This window comes from Cupriavidus sp. 01T418 (assembly GCF_056398885.1).
In genome coordinates this window covers 70,958-87,880 of sequence record NZ_JBFTQG010000017.1, presented here as the reverse complement: position 1 = coordinate 87,880, position 16,923 = coordinate 70,958, and the positions used below count along the sequence as shown (strand labels likewise).

At 63.7% G+C, this 16,923-nt stretch carries 18 protein-coding genes and 1 pseudogene; all 19 read right to left on the bottom strand.

The window, feature by feature from the left end; translation table 11 throughout:
• Positions 1–27: 27 nt before the first annotated feature.
• The 19 genes and pseudogenes from nagZ to fabD all read right to left on the bottom strand — a co-directional run bounded on the left by nagZ (position 28) and on the right by fabD (position 16,915).
• Positions 28–1,077 carry a beta-N-acetylhexosaminidase gene (gene nagZ / locus AC1DQ3_RS18280; RefSeq protein WP_477121569.1) on the bottom strand — a complete coding sequence of 350 codons (1,050 nt, stop codon included), beginning with the start codon at positions 1,075–1,077 and terminating at the stop codon, positions 28–30.
• A complete protein-coding gene (acpS, locus tag AC1DQ3_RS18275; RefSeq protein WP_477121568.1) occupies positions 1,074–1,523 on the bottom strand; it encodes a holo-ACP synthase in 450 nt (149 codons plus the stop codon). Before acpS ends, nagZ begins: the two co-directional genes overlap by 4 nt.
• The gene (gene pdxJ, locus AC1DQ3_RS18270) at positions 1,520–2,302 is read right to left on the bottom strand and encodes a pyridoxine 5'-phosphate synthase (RefSeq protein WP_477121567.1); all 783 of its coding nucleotides are present in this window, start codon (positions 2,300–2,302) and stop codon (positions 1,520–1,522) included. The genes acpS and pdxJ overlap by 4 nt, the downstream gene beginning before the upstream one ends.
• A gap of 83 nt (positions 2,303–2,385) precedes the next feature.
• Positions 2,386–3,264 carry a DNA repair protein RecO gene (gene recO, locus AC1DQ3_RS18265; RefSeq protein WP_477121566.1) on the bottom strand — a complete coding sequence of 293 codons (879 nt, stop codon included), beginning with the start codon at positions 3,262–3,264 and terminating at the stop codon, positions 2,386–2,388.
• On the bottom strand, positions 3,257–4,192 hold the full coding sequence (gene era / locus AC1DQ3_RS18260) for a GTPase Era (protein ID WP_477121565.1): 936 nt from the start codon (positions 4,190–4,192) through the stop codon (positions 3,257–3,259). The genes recO and era overlap by 8 nt, the downstream gene beginning before the upstream one ends.
• Positions 4,189–4,959 carry a ribonuclease III gene (gene rnc, locus AC1DQ3_RS18255; protein WP_020205117.1) on the bottom strand — a complete coding sequence of 257 codons (771 nt, stop codon included), beginning with the start codon at positions 4,957–4,959 and terminating at the stop codon, positions 4,189–4,191. The genes era and rnc overlap by 4 nt, the downstream gene beginning before the upstream one ends.
• Position 4,960: 1 nt before the next feature.
• Positions 4,961–5,371, bottom strand: a complete 411-nt coding sequence (locus tag AC1DQ3_RS18250; RefSeq protein ID WP_477121564.1) for a DUF4845 domain-containing protein — start codon at positions 5,369–5,371, stop codon at positions 4,961–4,963.
• A gap of 51 nt (positions 5,372–5,422) precedes the next feature.
• Positions 5,423–6,322, bottom strand: a complete 900-nt coding sequence (lepB, locus tag AC1DQ3_RS18245) for a signal peptidase I (protein WP_477121563.1) — start codon at positions 6,320–6,322, stop codon at positions 5,423–5,425.
• Between the two features lie 84 nt (positions 6,323–6,406).
• On the bottom strand, positions 6,407–8,200 hold the full coding sequence (lepA, locus tag AC1DQ3_RS18240; protein ID WP_477121609.1) for a translation elongation factor 4: 1,794 nt from the start codon (positions 8,198–8,200) through the stop codon (positions 6,407–6,409).
• Between the two features lie 297 nt (positions 8,201–8,497).
• A pseudogene (locus tag AC1DQ3_RS18235) lies at positions 8,498–8,633 on the bottom strand (glutaredoxin family protein); the annotation flags it as partial.
• Between the two features lie 10 nt (positions 8,634–8,643).
• Positions 8,644–10,113, bottom strand: coding sequence for a DegQ family serine endoprotease (locus AC1DQ3_RS18230; protein WP_477121562.1), 1,470 nt, complete (start codon positions 10,111–10,113; stop codon positions 8,644–8,646).
• A 155-nt stretch (positions 10,114–10,268) separates the two neighbouring features.
• Positions 10,269–11,342: a MucB/RseB C-terminal domain-containing protein gene (locus AC1DQ3_RS18225; protein ID WP_477121561.1), complete on the bottom strand. Its 1,074-nt coding sequence runs from the start codon at positions 11,340–11,342 to the stop codon at positions 10,269–10,271.
• A gap of 8 nt (positions 11,343–11,350) precedes the next feature.
• Positions 11,351–11,980 carry a sigma-E factor negative regulatory protein gene (locus tag AC1DQ3_RS18220; RefSeq protein WP_477121560.1) on the bottom strand — a complete coding sequence of 210 codons (630 nt, stop codon included), beginning with the start codon at positions 11,978–11,980 and terminating at the stop codon, positions 11,351–11,353.
• Positions 11,981–12,126: 146 nt separating this feature from the next.
• Positions 12,127–12,726, bottom strand: coding sequence for an RNA polymerase sigma factor RpoE (gene rpoE / locus AC1DQ3_RS18215; RefSeq protein WP_045235582.1), 600 nt, complete (start codon positions 12,724–12,726; stop codon positions 12,127–12,129).
• A 129-nt stretch (positions 12,727–12,855) separates the two neighbouring features.
• Complete coding sequence (locus AC1DQ3_RS18210; protein WP_477121559.1) at positions 12,856–13,323, bottom strand: hypothetical protein; 468 nt, start codon at positions 13,321–13,323, stop codon at positions 12,856–12,858.
• Between the two features lie 52 nt (positions 13,324–13,375).
• The gene (gene fabF / locus AC1DQ3_RS18205; RefSeq protein WP_477121558.1) at positions 13,376–14,608 is read right to left on the bottom strand and encodes a beta-ketoacyl-ACP synthase II; all 1,233 of its coding nucleotides are present in this window, start codon (positions 14,606–14,608) and stop codon (positions 13,376–13,378) included.
• A 199-nt stretch (positions 14,609–14,807) separates the two neighbouring features.
• Positions 14,808–15,047 carry an acyl carrier protein gene (gene acpP, locus AC1DQ3_RS18200; protein ID WP_008644813.1) on the bottom strand — a complete coding sequence of 80 codons (240 nt, stop codon included), beginning with the start codon at positions 15,045–15,047 and terminating at the stop codon, positions 14,808–14,810.
• A 168-nt stretch (positions 15,048–15,215) separates the two neighbouring features.
• Positions 15,216–15,965: a 3-oxoacyl-ACP reductase FabG gene (fabG, locus tag AC1DQ3_RS18195; RefSeq protein WP_477121557.1), complete on the bottom strand. Its 750-nt coding sequence runs from the start codon at positions 15,963–15,965 to the stop codon at positions 15,216–15,218.
• A 14-nt stretch (positions 15,966–15,979) separates the two neighbouring features.
• Complete coding sequence (gene fabD / locus AC1DQ3_RS18190) at positions 15,980–16,915, bottom strand: ACP S-malonyltransferase (protein ID WP_477121556.1); 936 nt, start codon at positions 16,913–16,915, stop codon at positions 15,980–15,982.
• Positions 16,916–16,923: the final 8 nt, after the last annotated feature.

Genomic DNA, 16,923 nt, shown 5'->3' with positions numbered 1-16,923 from the left:
CTGCATTTGCGCCTGCCCTTCGTCGGCTCAGGCGACCAGGTCGTGCGACTTGAGCACGCGCAGCGCCGCGGCGTACTCCGGCTCCTGCATCAGCTTGTTCCACGCCAGCGGCTTGCGGCGGCCGAACAGGTGGCGGACGCGGCGTTGCGACGCCTTGCCGATGCTGACGTCGAGTTCGTTGAGCAACTGGTCGGCCCGCTCCGGATGGTTGCAGATCAGCACCATGTCGCAGCCGGCGCCCAGCGCCGCGCGTGCGGCCTCGGTCACCGTCCCCGCGACGCTGGCACCTTCCATGCTCAGGTCGTCGCTGAAGATCACGCCCTCGAAGCCAAGCTGGGTGCGCAGCACGTCCTGCAGCCAGTAGCGCGAGAAGCCGGCGGGTTGCGGATCGACCTTGGGATAGATCACGTGTGCCGGCATGACCGAAGACAGCGCCATGCCCATCCACTCGTAGGGACGGGCATCCTGCGCCAGGATCTCGTCGAGAGCGCGCTCGTCCACCGGCACCGCCACGTGCGAATCGGCGGCCACGAAGCCGTGGCCCGGGAAGTGCTTGCCGCAATTGGCCATGCCGGCCAGCAGCAGGCCGTGGGTCAGGTGATTGGCGAGCATCGTCACCACGCGCGGGTCGGCGTGGAAGGCACGGTCGCCGATCACGGCGCTGCGCCCGTAGTCCAGGTCGAGCACCGGCGTGAAGCTCAGGTCGATATCGCAGGCACGCAATTCGGCCGCCAGCACATAGCCGCAGCTGACCGCCGCCCTGGTTGCCGCGAGCACGTCGCGGTCCCACAGCGCGCCGAGCCGCGCCATCGCGGGCAGGTGCGTGAAGCCATCGGTCCTGGCACGCTGCACCCGCCCGCCCTCGTGATCGATGCAGATCAGCACATCGTCGCGCACTGCGCGGATTTCGTGCGTCAGCGCCTGCAATTGCGCGCGCGACTCGAAGTTGCGCGCAAACAGGATCACGCCGCCGGTCAGCGGGTGGGCAATGCGGCGGATATCTTCCCCATCGAGATGCTTGCCTTTGACATCGAGTACGACCGGGCCCGGCCGTTTGCCGGAAATCTTCTGGATCATTTGAATTCTTCGCTAGGCTGGGGGGCGAGCGGCAGGCTGGCGCGGACATCGGCGCCGCCAGTCTCGGCGATCGCAAAGGCGACCGCATAATCGTGTTCGTCGCTGACACTGACCCGGACCGCCAGGCCGCGTTCGCGCAGCCAGGCGTCGAGCTCGCCGTGGCAATGCGGATACGGCTCGCCGGAGGGCAGGTTCAGCAACTCCATGGCGCGCCAGGTCATCGGCCAGCGCATGCCCAGGCCGATCGCCTTGGAGAAGGCCTCCTTGGCGGCGAAACGCGTGGCCAGGAAGGCCAGTCCACGCTTTTCGGAGCGTGCCTTGCGGGCGTGGTATTTCTGGAGTTCCTGCGGACCAAGGACCTTCTCGGCAAAACGGCCGCGCGTGCGCTCCATCACGCCCTGTACGCGATCGATCTGGATGATGTCGGTGCCGATGCCGTAGATCACGCTGCGGTATCCGGGCGCGCATAGGTGGTGCCGAGACGCGCAGCGACCATGATGGCCTTCATCTCGCGCACGGCGTTCTGCCAGCCGACAAAGACTGCATGCGCGACGATGGCGTGGCCGATGTTCAGCTCCTTGATGCCATGCAGCGCGGCGACCGGCTGCACATTCGTGTAGTGCAGGCCGTGGCCGGCGTTGACCACCAGGCCGAGCCGCACCCCCATGTCCACGCCTTCGGCGACGCGGCGAAGTTCGGTGGCCTGCTCCCCGGCGGAATGCGCATCGGCATAGCGGCCGGTGTGCAGTTCGACCACCGGTGCGCCGCACGCGGCGGCGGCTTCGATCTGGTCAGCCTGTGCATCGATGAAGAGCGAAACACGGATGCCCGCGTCGGCAAGCTGGCGGCAGGCGGCCTTGACCTGCTCGAAGCGCCCCGCCACGTCCAGCCCGCCCTCGGTGGTGACTTCCTCGCGCCGCTCGGGCACCAGGCAGACATCCTGCGGACGGATCGTGCAGGCGATATCGAGCATTTCCTGCGTGATCGCGCACTCCAGGTTCATGCGCGTGGCCAGCAACGGACGCAGGGCGTGCACGTCGGCATCGCGGATATGGCGGCGATCCTCGCGCAGATGCAGGGTGATCAGGTCGGCGCCGGCCTGCTCGGCCTGCAGCGCTGCCTGGATCGGATCGGGATAGGCCGTGCCGCGCGCATTGCGCAGCGTGGCCACGTGGTCGATATTGACGCCAAGGTCGATGACGCCGGGATGCGCGTGGAAGATCATGCGAGAAGGCTCGAAAGGCTCAGGGGTAACTCAGAGGTAACTCAGGGAAAGCTTATAGCTTACAAACAGGCTTACAGATAGGTTTACAGATAGTGCAGGTCGATCAGGATCTGGCGCGTCTTCAGCGGCGCGCCTTGCAGATAATAATGCAGCAGGAAGCGCATCAGCGCACGACTTTGCGTGACAGTTTGTGTCCGGCCATAGTCGTCCCGCGACATGTCGAGCAGCGTCTGCCCGGAAACCACCGGCCACGAGGACGGATCGCTGGCCTGCGCGCGGCGCACGCCGCGCTCGGGCTGATAGACATAGTCCAGTTCCGGCTCCACCGTCTCGCCCGAGCTGGCGCATTCATCGAAGGCGACCGCGAAGCCGGTTTCCTGCAGCAGTACGCGCTCGAAGCCGCGCAGCACAAGGCCGGCCTGCTCGCCATGCGATAGCCGCGTCAGCGTGGCCATGTACTGGCGGAACAGGGTAACGTGGGCGTCTTCGCGGGCGCAGAAGCGCAGCAGCAGTTCGTTGAGATAGAACCCCGAGAGCAAGGCATCGCTGGCCAGCGGCAGCATGCCGCCGACCCACTCGGCGCGCGTCAGCGTCTTGACCTCGCCGCGGCCACTCCATGACAGGGAGATCGGCTGGAAATGCTGCAGCACCGGGCGCAGCGCCGAATGCGGCCGCTTGGCACCCTTGGCCACCATGGCCACGCGGCCATGATCGCGCGTGAACACGTCGAGGATCAGGCTGGTCTCCCGGTAGGGCCAGGCATGCAGCACGAAGCCGGGCTGGTTGGCCACGCGCAGCTCGGTGCGTGCCGGCAAGATGCGTAGCGCGCGGTCCATCATCGCGCGCTGCTCGGCCACCTCCATGCCGGGCACGGCGTGGCTGTCCAGGAGTTCCGCGGCTTCTTCCACCACCGGATCTTTGCGGCGGGCCTTCAAGGCAGGCCCGCCCGCTCTGTCATTCATAGCCGTAGGCGCGCAATCCAGCTTCGTTGTCGGCCCAGCCGCTCTTCACCTTGATGAACATTTCCAGGTAGACCTTGCCGTCGAACAGCTTCTCCATGTCGATGCGGGCCTCCGTGGAGATGGTCTTGAGCTTGGCGCCCTTGTTGCCGATGATCATGGCCTTGTGCCCTTCGCGCTCGACCAGGATGGTGGCGAAGATGCGCCGCAGCCGGCCTTCCGTCTCGAACTTCTCGATGATGACGGTGCTGGTGTACGGCAACTCATCACCGGTCCAGCGGAACACCTTCTCGCGGATGATCTCCGAAGCCATGAAACGCTCGCTGCGATCGGTCATGGAGTCGGCGTCGTACATCGGCTCGCCTTCCGGCAGGTAGGGCCGGATGATGGCGAGCAGGCGCTCGATGTGATCGACCGTCTTGGCGGACATCGGCACCACTTCCGCAAACTGGAATTGGTGCCCCATCTTTTCCAGGAAGGGCATCATCACTTCGGCCCGGTCCGCGCCAAGGCGATCCAGCTTGTTGGTGACCAGCAGCACCGGGACCTTCTTCGGCAGCAGCGAGAGCACCTTCTCGTCATCGGCGCCGTAGTAGCCGGCCTCGACCACGAACAGCACGAGGTCCACCGACGACAGCGTCGAGGTGACCGCGCGGTTCAGCGAGCGGTTCAGCGCGCTGGCATGGCGCGTCTGGAAACCCGGCGTATCGACGAACACATACTGGGCATCCCCGGTGGTCTGGATGCCGACGATGCGATGGCGCGTGGTCTGCGCCTTGCGGGAGGTGATGCTGATCTTCTGGCCAACCAGCGCGTTCATCAGGGTGGATTTGCCGACGTTGGGACGCCCGACAATGGCCACGGTGCCGCAGCGGAACGCAGCGGCTTGGGTACCCGCGGCGTCTTGCCGCGGATCGGTAGATTCGGTCATTCCTTCAACCTGAGAGACAACTGGGGATCGGGTGGCACCGGTTGCTTGCGCGTCTTGCCGGTGCGCTCGGCCCGGCTGCGCTTGAGCAACTGGGGCACGAGCTTCTGCACCTCGTCGAGCGCCAGCTTGGCGGCGGCCTGTTCGGCGGCACGGCGCGAGGCACCGGTTCCGAACACCCGCACTTCCAGTTTAGGCACGGTGCACTCGACTTCAAACTGCTGGTTATGCGCGGCGCCATGTGTGGCGATCACGTTATATTGCGGCAGGGCTATCTTGTGGCCTTGCAGGTACTCCTGCAGCAGCGTCTTGGCATCCTTGCCCAGCGTGCGCGGATCGACCTGCTCGAGGATGGGGATATACAGCTTGCGGATCAGGGTGCGCGCGCCCTCGAAGCCGGCATCGAGGAAGACCGCGCCGACGATCGCTTCCAGCGCATCGGCCAGGATCGACGGGCGGCGGAAGCCACCGCTTTTCAGCTCCCCCTCGCCCAGGCGCAGCGCCTCGGACAATTGCAGCATCTGCGCGATTTCATACAGCGCCTGCTGCTTGACCAGGTTGGCGCGCACGCGGGACAGATCGCCTTCGTCAAGCTTGCTGAACATGCCATACAGCATATCGGCCACGGCGCAGTTCAGCACCGAATCGCCCAGGAATTCCAGGCGTTCGTTGTGCAAGGCACTGTGGCTGCGGTGCGTCAGCGCCTGCTGCAGCAATTCTGGCTTGCTGAAGCGGTAGCCGAGGCGTTGCTGCAAGGCGTCGAGGTTCATGTCAGTACTGCGTTCCCGCGTAGGTAATCAAAAGGCTCAGAGGGCCGTATAACGGCACCTCGTTACGGTAGGAAAAGCCCACCGACCGGATCGTGCCGTTGTCGTCTTCCTGGATATCCAGGTCGTCGCTGCGCACGGCGGTGATACGGTCGATCTGCGCCTGCTTGTTGAAATAATCGGCCACTTCGCGCTTGTTGGATGCCTGCTGCTTGGCATAGCTGATGGCACGCTTGACCGAAAAATACTCCAGCAGGCTTGGGATGGCCCTGACCGCCGGGATCACGATGCCCCCGACGACCAGGATGACGACCAGCAAGCTGCCGAGGGAGAACCCACGCGGCTTGCGCCGCCCCGACAGACGCGCTTGCCCCCTGACTGCTCCGACCACTCGAACTTGACCCGATTGACCCATATTGCGCTTTCCCTCGCTTCACTGGAGTGATTTATACGCATCGCGGGAGGCTTATTTGAATGCCCCCACGCGTCCGATATTGCCCAGGTTCATCCAGATCAGGAATGCCCTGCCGACAATATTCTGATCGGGCACGAAGCCCCAATAACGTGAATCCAGGCTGTTGTCCCGGTTGTCGCCCATCACAAAATAGTGACCTTGCGGCACTTTGCACGTTACGCCCTGTTGATTGTAAGTGCAGTTTTCGTGGAACGGGAAGTCCGGATCCATGCCGGAGATATAGGCCGGCCTGTCGGCATCGTTGAGGACACCGTGTTCGGGGCCGTCGGGCAGCTTCTCGCGGAAGTGCTTCGAATACGAAAGCCGTTCTTCATCCAGGTAATCGGGCAGCGGGCTGTAGTCGGCAGGCTTGCCGTTGATGGTCAGGCGCTTGTTCTGGTAGCTCACCACATCGCCCGGCAGCCCGATCACACGCTTGATGTAGTCGAGCGACTCGTCCTTCGGGTAGCGGAACACCATCACGTCGCCGCGTTTCGGGTCGCCGACCGAGATGATCTTCTTGTTCACCACCGGCAGACGGATGCCGTAGTCGTACTTGTTGACCAGGATGAAGTCGCCGATCAGCAGCGTCGGGATCATCGAGCCGGACGGAATCTTGAACGGCTCGACCACGAAGGAGCGCAGTACGAACACGGCCAGGATCACCGGGAAGAAACTGGCCGAATATTCCAGCCACCAGGGCTGGCGCAGTTTTTCCTCGGCCAGGCGGCTACGCGAGGTGTCGACCTCGCCAACGCCATAGCGTCCCTGGAGATCGGCCCGGCGTGCATCGAATTCCGCCAGCGCGGACTGGGCGGAAAGCCGCCGCTGCTTCTCGAACACCAGTTTGTCGGCCACCCAGGCAATGCCCGTGATAACCACCAGCACAAAAAGGATCAGTGCAAAATTCATGACGGCTAGATCTTCGTGTTGTTTTGTTAGAGTCCGCCGCGCCAGCCGGCAAGAGCCGGCCCGACGCGGCAGTACTCCGCCAGCTTACTTGTCGCTAACCTGCAGGATCGCCAGGAAGGCCTCCTGCGGGATCTCGACGGTACCCACCTGCTTCATGCGCTTCTTGCCCGCCTTCTGCTTTTCGAGCAGCTTCTTCTTGCGCGAGATATCACCACCGTAGCACTTGGCCAGCACGTTCTTGCGCAGCGCCTTGACATTCTCGCGCGCAATGATGTTGGCGCCGATGGTGGCCTGGATGGCTACGTCGTACATCTGGCGCGGGATGATCTCGCGCATCTTCGATACCACTTCGCGGCCACGGTATTGCGAGTTGCTGCGGTGGACGATCACCGACAGCGCGTCGACCTTGTCGCYGTTGATCAGGATGTCCACCTTGACCACGTCGGCGGCGCGATACTCCTTGAACTCATAGTCCATCGAAGCATAGCCGCGCGACACCGACTTCAGCCGGTCGAAGAAATCCATGACGATTTCCGCCATCGGGATTTCATACGTCAGTTGCACCTGCTTGCCGTGGTAGCTCATATTGATCTGCGTGCCGCGCTTTTGCGTGCACAGCGTGATCACGGAGCCGACGTAGTCCTGCGGCATGTACAGGTTGACGGTGACGATGGGCTCGAGGATGTTCTCGATACGGCTCGGGTCCGGCATCTTGGCCGGGTTTTCCACTGTCAGCATGGTGCCGTCGCGCATTGCCACCTGATACACCACCGTCGGCGCGGTGGTAATCAGGTCCATGTCGAACTCGCGCTCCAGGCGTTCCTGCACGATCTCCATATGCAGCAGCCCAAGGAAGCCGCAGCGGAAACCGAAGCCGAGTGCCTGCGACACTTCGGGCTCGTACTGCAGCGATGCGTCGTTGAGCTTGAGCTTCTCCAGGGATTCGCGCAGCGCTTCGTACTGGTTGGCCTCAACGGGGTACAGGCCCGCGAACACCTGCGGCTTGACTTCCTTGAAGCCGGGCAGCGGCGCGGTTGCCTTGCGCGCCATCGTGGTGATGGTATCGCCCACCTTGGCCGCCTTCAGTTCCTTGATGCCGGCGATCACGAAGCCCACCTGCCCTGCCGACAGTGACTCGCGCGGCAGTGACTTGGGCGAGAATACGCCGACCTGCTCGACCAGGTGCTGCGAGCCGGTGGCCATCAGCAGTACCTTGTCCTTGGGCTTGAGGGTGCCGTTGACCACGCGCACCAGCATCACCACGCCAACGTAGTTGTCGAACCACGAGTCGATGATCAGGGCCTGCAACGGCGCATCCGCGTCGCCCTTGGGCGGCGGCACGCGGGCAATCATCGCCTCGATGACGTCCTGCACACCCAGGCCGGTCTTGGCCGAGCAAAGCGTGGCATCGTGCGCGTCGATCCCGATCACTTCCTCGATCTCGCGGATCGCGTTTTCGGGATCGGCCGACGGCAGGTCGATCTTGTTCAATACCGGTACCACTTCGACGCCGAGCTCGATCGCGGTGTAGCAGTTGGCGACGGTCTGCGCTTCCACGCCTTGCGAGGCATCGACCACCAGCAGCGCGCCTTCGCAGGCGGACAGCGAGCGGCTCACTTCGTAGCTGAAGTCGACGTGCCCCGGGGTGTCGATCAGGTTCAGGTTGTAGACCTTGCCATCGCGCGCCTTGTAGCTCAGTGCCGCGGTCTGGGCCTTGATGGTGATGCCGCGCTCCTTCTCGATGTCCATCGAGTCGAGCACCTGCGCCTCCATCTCGCGATCGGACAGGCCTCCGCAGAGTTGAATGATGCGGTCGGCCAGGGTCGATTTACCGTGGTCGATGTGAGCGATGATCGAGAAGTTGCGGATATGGTCCATCTGATGTTCAGGGGTGCGCCGCTTCGAGCCAGGAGGCGCCCGCATGGGCACGCCTGGCGGCGCAGCAATTATGAGCAACCTGGAACTGGCGCCTTGTCGGGCGCGCCCCGCTCCGGTCGCAGGTTGGTGACGCGGACTTTGCGCCAAACCACGATTTTACCGTACTTTCAAGGACTTCCGTATTGCGAAATGGGCAGTCGATCCAGCCATCAAGCCAATCCAGGCCCAGTGGAGCGCACTTGCCCACCTGCGTCCATCCGCTCGTCCACTCCCGAATCTGCATGTGCGGCCAGCCACCTCGGCCCCAGGGCCGGCATCGACGTCCACCTCGTGCAGGGGCAAAGGAAAAATCGCGCCGGAGCGGTTCCAGCGCGATTTTCATGTCCTCGCACGGATGGCAATACCTCCTGCCATACAGTGTGAGATCGGCCATGGCGAGCCGGTCAGCGCGAGGACATCGTACCCGGCCGAAGGGTCAGCACCTGGGTGGCATCGCCGCGGCGGACGAACACCGCAGCAATCTTGCCCTTGTCCAGACCCTTGACCAGTTCGTTGAACTGCTTCGGGCTGGTCACATCGCTATCGCCCAGCCGCAGGATGATGTCGCCCGGACGAATCCCGGCACGCATCGCTGGCCCGTCGGCCTGCTCCACCTCGACGCCCGACTTGATCTTGAGCTCCTTCAGCTTGGCATCGGGAATTTCGTTGACGATCAATCCGAGCGCATTCGGCTTGGCAACCGGCGCGGCGCCGTCCTCGCGCGGCGAATTGCCGCCGCGCGTGCGCACCTTGGTGTCGGCGTCGAGTTCGGCCACGGTGATCGAGAGCTCCCGCGTCGCGCCCTTGCGCCAGAGTTGCAGCGGCACGCGCGTGCCGGGCTTGATGTCGCCGACCATGCGCGGCAGGTCCGACGCCTTCTCGATGTCGCGGCCGTTGAACCTGAGGATGATGTCGCCGGCCTCGATACCTGCCTTCTCGGCGGGACCACCGGGTTCGACGCTGCCCACCAGCGCACCCCGGGCACGGCCCAGGCCGAGCGAGTCGGCAACTTCCTTGGTCACATCGCCGATCGCCACCGCGATGCGCCCGCGGGTCACCTTGCCGTTCGCCTTGAGTTGCTCCGTGACACGCATGGCCTCGTCGATCGGGATGGCGAAGGAAATGCCCATATAGCCCCCGCTGCGGCTATATATCTGGGAATTGATGCCGATCACCTCGCCCCGCAGGTTGATCAGCGGACCGCCCGAATTACCCGGATTGACCGCCACATCGGTCTGGATGAACGGCAGGTAGTCGCCGGTATCGCGGCCTTTGGCCGAAACGATGCCGGCTGTCACGGTGTTGTCGAGACCGAAAGGCGAGCCGATGGCCAGCACCCATTCGCCGGCGCGGACCTTGTCCGAATCGCCGAGCGTCAGCTTGGGCAGGCCGGTCGCGTCGACCTTGAGCAAAGCCACGTCGGTACGCTTGTCCGAGCCGATCAGCTTCGCCTTGAATTCGCGCTTGTCGGGCAGCGTGACATAGATGGTTTCCGCATCCGCGACGACGTGGGCATTCGTCATCACATAGCCATCCTGGCTGATGACAAAGCCTGAGCCCACCCCGCGGCTCTGCTCTTCACCCTGCGGCGGCTGGCCGCGGCGCGGGGCGCCCGGCGGCGTTGGTGCGCCCGGCGGCGTCGGCGCGCCCGGCATGGGAACGCCAAAGAAACGGCGGAAGAACTCGGCCATTTCGTCGTCTTCGGTGCCGGGAGTGCCACGCGAGCGCACGCGCTCGGTGGTCCGGATGTTCACGACGGCCGGGCCCGCCTTTTCCACCAGATCGGTGAAATCGGGCAGGTTATAGGACTGGGCGGCTGCCTGCGCATGGCTTAGCTCGGCGACAAACGGCGCAAAGGCGAGAATGGCAGCCATGAGCACGGTCCGAGCCAAGGCTGGAGATCTTGGTGACATCATCGACTCCCGGGAGATCAGCGAAACGAGAAAGAAAGCGTAGGTGGCAGATGTGGCGTGTGGCGGACAGGCGGCGGGTGGCGGCGCTCTCACCGCCCCTCCACGCAGCATCCGGCTCAGTGGACCTTCGGTGGCTTGTATTCTACCGCCGAGGCAAACTGCCTCACTGTGGCCGGCGGAACTTCGCCCACCACGGTGATCCAGAAATCGGCCACGCGGCGCACCACCACCTGGGTGGCGCCGAGCGAAGCCACGCCTTCGCGACGCACGCGCTGCTCGGAAACCGGCTCGATAAACACCGACAAACCGGTCAGGCCATCGCTGTAGACAATCTGGAGCACTTCGAAGACATTGCCCCGCGGGTTGGCCTGCGGCGCACGCAGTTCGCCAAGCGGCCGGCGTACCTCGCGGATCTTCAGGAACCCCTTGACCGGAATGCCGATGCTCCAGCCTTCGTCGGAAATATTGGCCGGCTGGTTGGTCACCTCGTAGTGATTCCAGGCGCCGGAATTCTTGATGGCGGTGAGGATGCGCTGCTTTTCGGACGGCACGCCAATCTCGACCTGCGAGAAGGCCACCTGCTCCAGCACCTTGCCGCCCTCGCCCAGGGTCTGGGCGCGCATCAGCAGGCCGGAATTCTTCTCGGCCCAAAGACGCACGGCATAGCGCGCGGTGTCATGCGGCTCGAGCGAGAATACCTCGCACTCGACGCCAGCCACGCGCTCGCCGGGAAGCTTGCGCATGTCGTAAATATCCAGCACATCGCTCTTGCTGGTGGCCAGCAGGGCCGGGAAGCGATCCTTGGCCTCCTGCTTTTCCACTACCACCAGCTTGGCCTCGGGAATCAGGCTGTGCACGATATCGTTCTGGCGCAGCACTTCGCGCGGCTTGCCGTCGAGGGTCTCAAGCCGTTCGTACTCGTTGTTGACGAGATCGCTGTAGTGCTGGATGCGCGAAGCATGCATCACGCTGCCGCGCTGATAGATCAGCGTGCCGACATAATTCTCGCGCTGGGCCGCGCGGTGGATCTTGTTGAGCCAGGCCGTGGCATCGCGACGGGCCAGCGTATTGTCCGGCGGCTGCGCAGTTGCCGCAGCCGCAGTCAGACACAAGGCCAGAAAAAAGGACCTGCGAAGGGCCCTGATTCTGTGTGCGCCCGCTACGTTGGCGGGCGACCATCCTTTATGCATGTCCGGCATTATTCCTGCGAATTGTCCTGAGAGAAGTTTGCGCTGTTGGCTACATTGCGCATGGTAGGCACTACCGCATCGGTGGCAACCGATACGCGGTGGGCACGCAGATACTCGTCCAGACGCGGATCGCGGATCATTTGCGCGTTGTCCGCCACCACGGCCACGATGCCGCCGGTCTTGGGCGCGGCGGGTTGCGCCACGCGTGCCACCACGGCATCCGGCGTGCCGAGATCGGCCGGACCGCGCATCTGCGGCACCACTACCCAGCTGACGGCTGCCACCGCGGCCGCAATGGCCGTACCCGGCATCACGCGGCGAACCCAAGACGGCTTGAAGAGCAGCCGGTGTGCCGACGACGCCTTGGCGACGGCGGGCACCAGCACATGCGGTTCGCTGTCGAGGCGGGCGGAAAACCGGGAGAGAAAATCTTTGGTCGAGCCGGCACGCATCAGTTCTTCCGAACGCAGGGCATCGCCAATCAACTGATAGGAGGTCCAGCTAGCCATGCCCGCCTCGCACTTCGCGAGGTCCAGCACAGTGTTTATTTCGTGCGGCGCCAGCTCGCCATCCATCAGCACGGAAATCTGCTCCGCTGCTTCCACTACATGAACCGACTGCTTGTGAGCCTGACCCATTTCCCGCCCCTAGAAAAACCATTGAACACCGACAATCCCGTCACTACCTTGTCGTTTCTCGATGCAGGAATAGGCTGCAACGCTGGCCGCACGACATTTTCTCTACCACTTGACACTGATCACTGATCACTTACGACAGTTGACTGCTACCATCGTTTGCCCTCTGCCGTTCCCAGCAGCGGACGCAATTTCTCGGCAATCGCCTCGCGCGCCCGGAAGATACGCGAGCGCACGGTGCCGATCGGGCATCCCATGGCTTCCGCAATCTCCTCATAGCTGAGGCCTTCGATCTCGCGAAGGGTGATGGCGGTGCGCAATTCCTCCGGTAGCGCTTCCATCGCGCGGTTGACCGTCTCGGCCACCTGGCGCGTGTGGAGCATCGACTCCGGCGTATTGATATCTCTTAGTTGCTCACCGTCCGCAAAAGTTTCAGCCTCTTCGGCATCGATATCGCTGGAGGCTTCCGGACGGCGTCCCTGGGTCGCCAGGTAGTTCTTCGCGGTGTTCACCGCAATCCGGTACAACCAGGTGTAGAACGCCGACTCGCCGCGAAATTGCGGCAAGGCACGATACGCCTTGATAAAGGCGTCCTGTGCCACATCCTCCACTTCGGCCGAATCCCTCACCAAACGCGAAATGAGCCTGATGATCTTGCGGTGGTATTTCACCACCAGCAATTCAAAGGCTCGCTTATCGCCTTGCTGGACGCGCTCAACGAGGAGCTGATCGGCTTCGCGTTCGCTCACGAATATTTCACCTGCAGTGTATCTCTTGGTTTCGTCTTCACGACAAACGTTGTATTTTACCTACGTTGCAATAAGCACGATCAGTGCGGTGCGGCGCATATTGTAAGGAATGCCCGAAGCCGTGGCGCATCAACTGGCCGCGCCTGTCGCCAGGCACTCGCGGCGTGCAACACGGAGGGTACGTCGGAGCGCCCGCAAAGCGCCGGGTCCAGCGAGCGCGCGGCTGACCACCAGCACCCGGGGAGGACACCCGGCCACCGGCTCCAGGGCCAGCACCAGGGCCAACTCGCCCAACTCCCAACTGGACTCGACACGCGCCACCGTGCGGTGACCACCGGGCAGGCCAACCAGGATGCCTGGCCGGCCAGTGCGGTCCCGCCCTTGCGCCAGCCCGTCGTAGGTACACGCGGCGCCGCGCCAAAGCGCGCGCCAGTGCCATGAGAGCCAGCTGCATAATGCAACCAGGCCCAGCACCATCAGCCACTGCGGCAAGTCCCAGCCTCGCGCCGACCGCCCCAGCTCCTGCCACCCCTGCCGGGCGAGCAACGCGAACGTTGCCAGTTCGCAGGCAAGAAACAGCGCCAAAACCCACCGCAAAGGATGGGCCTTGGCCGAACTCCAGAGGGAAGCCACCCGGCGCGCGCCGGATTCAGGCGCGACGGAAGACAAGCGTGCCGTTGGTGCCGCCGAAGCCGAAGTTGTTCTTCACCGCCACATCGATCTTCATGTCACGCGCCGTGTTGGCCACATAGTCCAGGTCGCACTCGGGATCCTGGTTGAAGATATTGATGGTCGGCGGCGACACCTGATGGTGCAGCGCCAGTACGGTGAACACCGACTCGAGTCCGCCGGCGCCGCCCAGCAAGTGGCCGGTCATCGACTTCGTCGAGTTGACCGCCATCTTGTAGGCGTGATCGCCAAAGGCCAGTTTGATCGCCTCGCTCTCGTTCTTGTCGCCCAGCGGGGTCGAGGTGCCGTGCGCATTCAGGTAACCGACTTCGTCCGCGTTGACGCCAGCGTCCCTGAGGGCGTTGGCCATGCAGCGGCGCGGGCCGTCCATGTCGGGCGCGGTCATATGGAACGCGTCGCCGCTCATGCCGAAGCCAATCAGCTCAGCATAGATCCTGGCGCCGCGCGCCTTGGCCGACTCATATTCTTCGAGCATGACCACGCCGGCACCCTCGCCCAGCACAAAGCCATCGCGGTCCTTGTCCCACGGGCGGGATGCGGCAGCGGGGTCATCGTTGCGGGTCGACAGCGCGCGCGCGGCGGCGAAACCGCCGATGCCCAGCGGCGACACCGTGGATTCCGCGCCACCGGCCAGCATGACGTCCGCGTCACCCGCCTGGATCAGGCGGGCCGCCAGGCCGATACTGTGCAGGCCGGTGGTGCAAGCCGTTACCGCAGCGAGGTTGGGACCCTTTAATCCATGGATGATGGACAGGTGGCCCGAGATCATGTTGATGATGGAGCCCGGCACAAAGAACGGGGAGATCCGGCGCGGACCACGATTGGTCAGCTCGGCGTGGGTATCCTCGATCATCGGCAGGCCGCCGATGCCGGAGCCAACCAGCACGCCGATGCGCTCTGCGTTGGCTTCGGTCACTTCGTAGCCGCTATCCTTCAGCGCCTGCGAACCCGCGGCGATGCCATAGTGGATAAACGTATCCATATGGCGGGCTTCCTTGGCCGGGATGTAATCTTCGGCGTTGAACCCCTTCACTTCGCCGGCAAAGTGCACGGCAAGCGCGGAATGATCGAATTTGGTGACGGTGGCAATGCCGGACTTGCCGGCAACCAGGTTGGCCCAGCCTTCGGCAACCGTGTTTCCGACCGGAGACACAAGGCCAAGCCCAGTGACGACGACGCGACGACGGCTCACTATGATTTCCTACGGGTACGTGAAGCAGAACTGGCAGGGGATTCGGCACCGGCCAACAGCCAGCGCCGGGCCACGCCGACGCCGGCGCAACCATACCAATTGTGCTTCTTCGAACAGACGAAAGCCACAGAAAACAGCGCGGTAGGCCCATGGGCCATCGCGCCTGCCTTCTGTGGCTCGGAATTCAGATACGACAGGCTCAGGCCTTGACGTGTGCAGTGGCGTAATCGATTGCCTGTTGCACGGTCGTGATCTTCTCGGCTTCCTCATCGGGAATTTCCATGCCGAATTCATCTTCCAACGCCATCACGAGTTCAACCGTGTCGAGCGAATCAGCGCCCAGGTCGTTCACGAACGAGGACTCGTTCTTGATGTCTGCCTCGGCGACGCCGAGTTGTTCTGCCACGATTTTCTTGACGCGTTGTTCGATATTGTCCATGTAACCCTCCAGGGAAGTTCGACAAAAAGTGGGCGCATTTTAGCAGGTTTGGGCCAAAAAATGCCCCCCGCCGCCTATTGCAAGAACAGCGCCCGATCAGTTTTCAAAAACACCACTTCGCACGGCTTTTGTCGGCTTCTCCCTCGAACCCAACACCGCGCAAGGCGATCAATTCATGTACATGCCACCATTCACATGGAGCGTCGTACCTGTGATGTAGGCCGCTTGAGGACCGGCCAGGAAGGCAACCGCATGCGCGATATCTTCCGGCTGCCCGAGGCGGCCCAGGGGGATCTGCGTCTTCAGTGCAGCATGCTGCTCCTCCGACAGAACCTTGGTCATGTCGGTATCGATAAAGCCAGGCGCCACGCAGTTCACCGTCACGTTCCGGCTGCCGATCTCGCGTGCCAGCGCGCGGCTCATGCCTTCCACGCCGGCCTTGGCGGCCGCGTAGTTCATCTGTCCGGGGTTGCCCGTCGAGCCCACCACCGAAGTGATATTGATGATACGGCCGCCACGCGCCTTCATCATCGGGCGCAGCACGGCGCGGGACAGGCGGAACACCGCCGTCATATTGGTCTCGATGACCGCACTCCAGTCCTCGTCCTTCATGCGCATGGCGAGCTGGTCCTGGGTAATGCCGGCGTTGTTCACCAGCACGCCGAGGCTGCCATGCGTCTTGACCAGCTCGTCGATCAGCGCTTCGGAAGCTGCCGCATCATTGACGTTGAGCACGGCGCCGCGACCCTTGCCGCCGGCTGCCGCCAGGTATTCGCTGATCGCAGCGGCACCGGCCTCGCTGGTGGCGGTACCCACCACGGTGGCGCCCTGGGCGGCCAGTTCCAGCGCGATGGCGCGGCCGATGCCGCGCGACGCGCCGGTCACCAGCGCGACCTGGTTTTCCAGAAATTTCGTCATTGCCTTGATCCTGTTTACTTCAGCAGCGCCAGCGTATCCTGCAGCGAGGCCGGATCGAAGATCGCCCCCCCCACCAGGTTGCCGTCGATGCGCTTGGTCATGCCCGCCAGCACCTTGCCCGGGCCGCATTCGATCACGTGGGTCACGCCCTCGCCAGCGATCTTCTGCACGCATTCGACCCAACGCACCGGGGCTGCCGCCTGGCGAACCAGCGCATCCTTGATGGCTTGCGGGTCGCTGACGATGGCCACGTCGACGTTGTTGACCAGCGGAATGGATGGCGCGGCAAACGTCATGCCGGCCATGCGTTCACGCAGGCGATCCGAAGCGGGCTTGAGCAGCGACGAATGGAACGGCGCCGAGACCGGCAAGGGCAGCGCACGCTTGGCGCCGCGCGCCTTGGCCAATTCGCAGGCCTTTTCCACCGCAGCCTTGTTGCCGGCGATCACCACCTGCGAAGGCGCGTTGAAGTTCACCGCTTCCACCACACCAATTCCCGCCGCCGACGCCTCGGCGCAGGCCGCGCGCACGTCGTCGTCGGACAGGCCGAGAATGGCCGCCATGCCGCCCTCGCCCACCGGCACGGCATCCTGCATGGCTTGCGCCCGGAAACGCACCAGCGGCACCGCGTCGGCAAAGGAAATCACCCCGGCCGCCACCAATGCCGAGTATTCGCCCAGGCTATGGCCGGCGACCAGGGCCGGCGCTGCGCCGCCGGCGTCGAGCCAGGCACGGTAAATGGCTACCGCCGCGGTCAGCATGACCGGCTGCGTGTTGGTCGTGAGGTTCAGTTCCTCGGTCGGGCCTTCGGCGATCAGGCGGCCCAGGTCCTGGCCGAGTGCCGCGGACGCCTCGTCCAGCGTGGCACGGACCACCGCGTTGTCGGCGAATGCATTGAGCATCCCGACAGCCTGCGAGCCTTGCCCTGGGAATACAAAGGAGAATTTCATCGCAATCG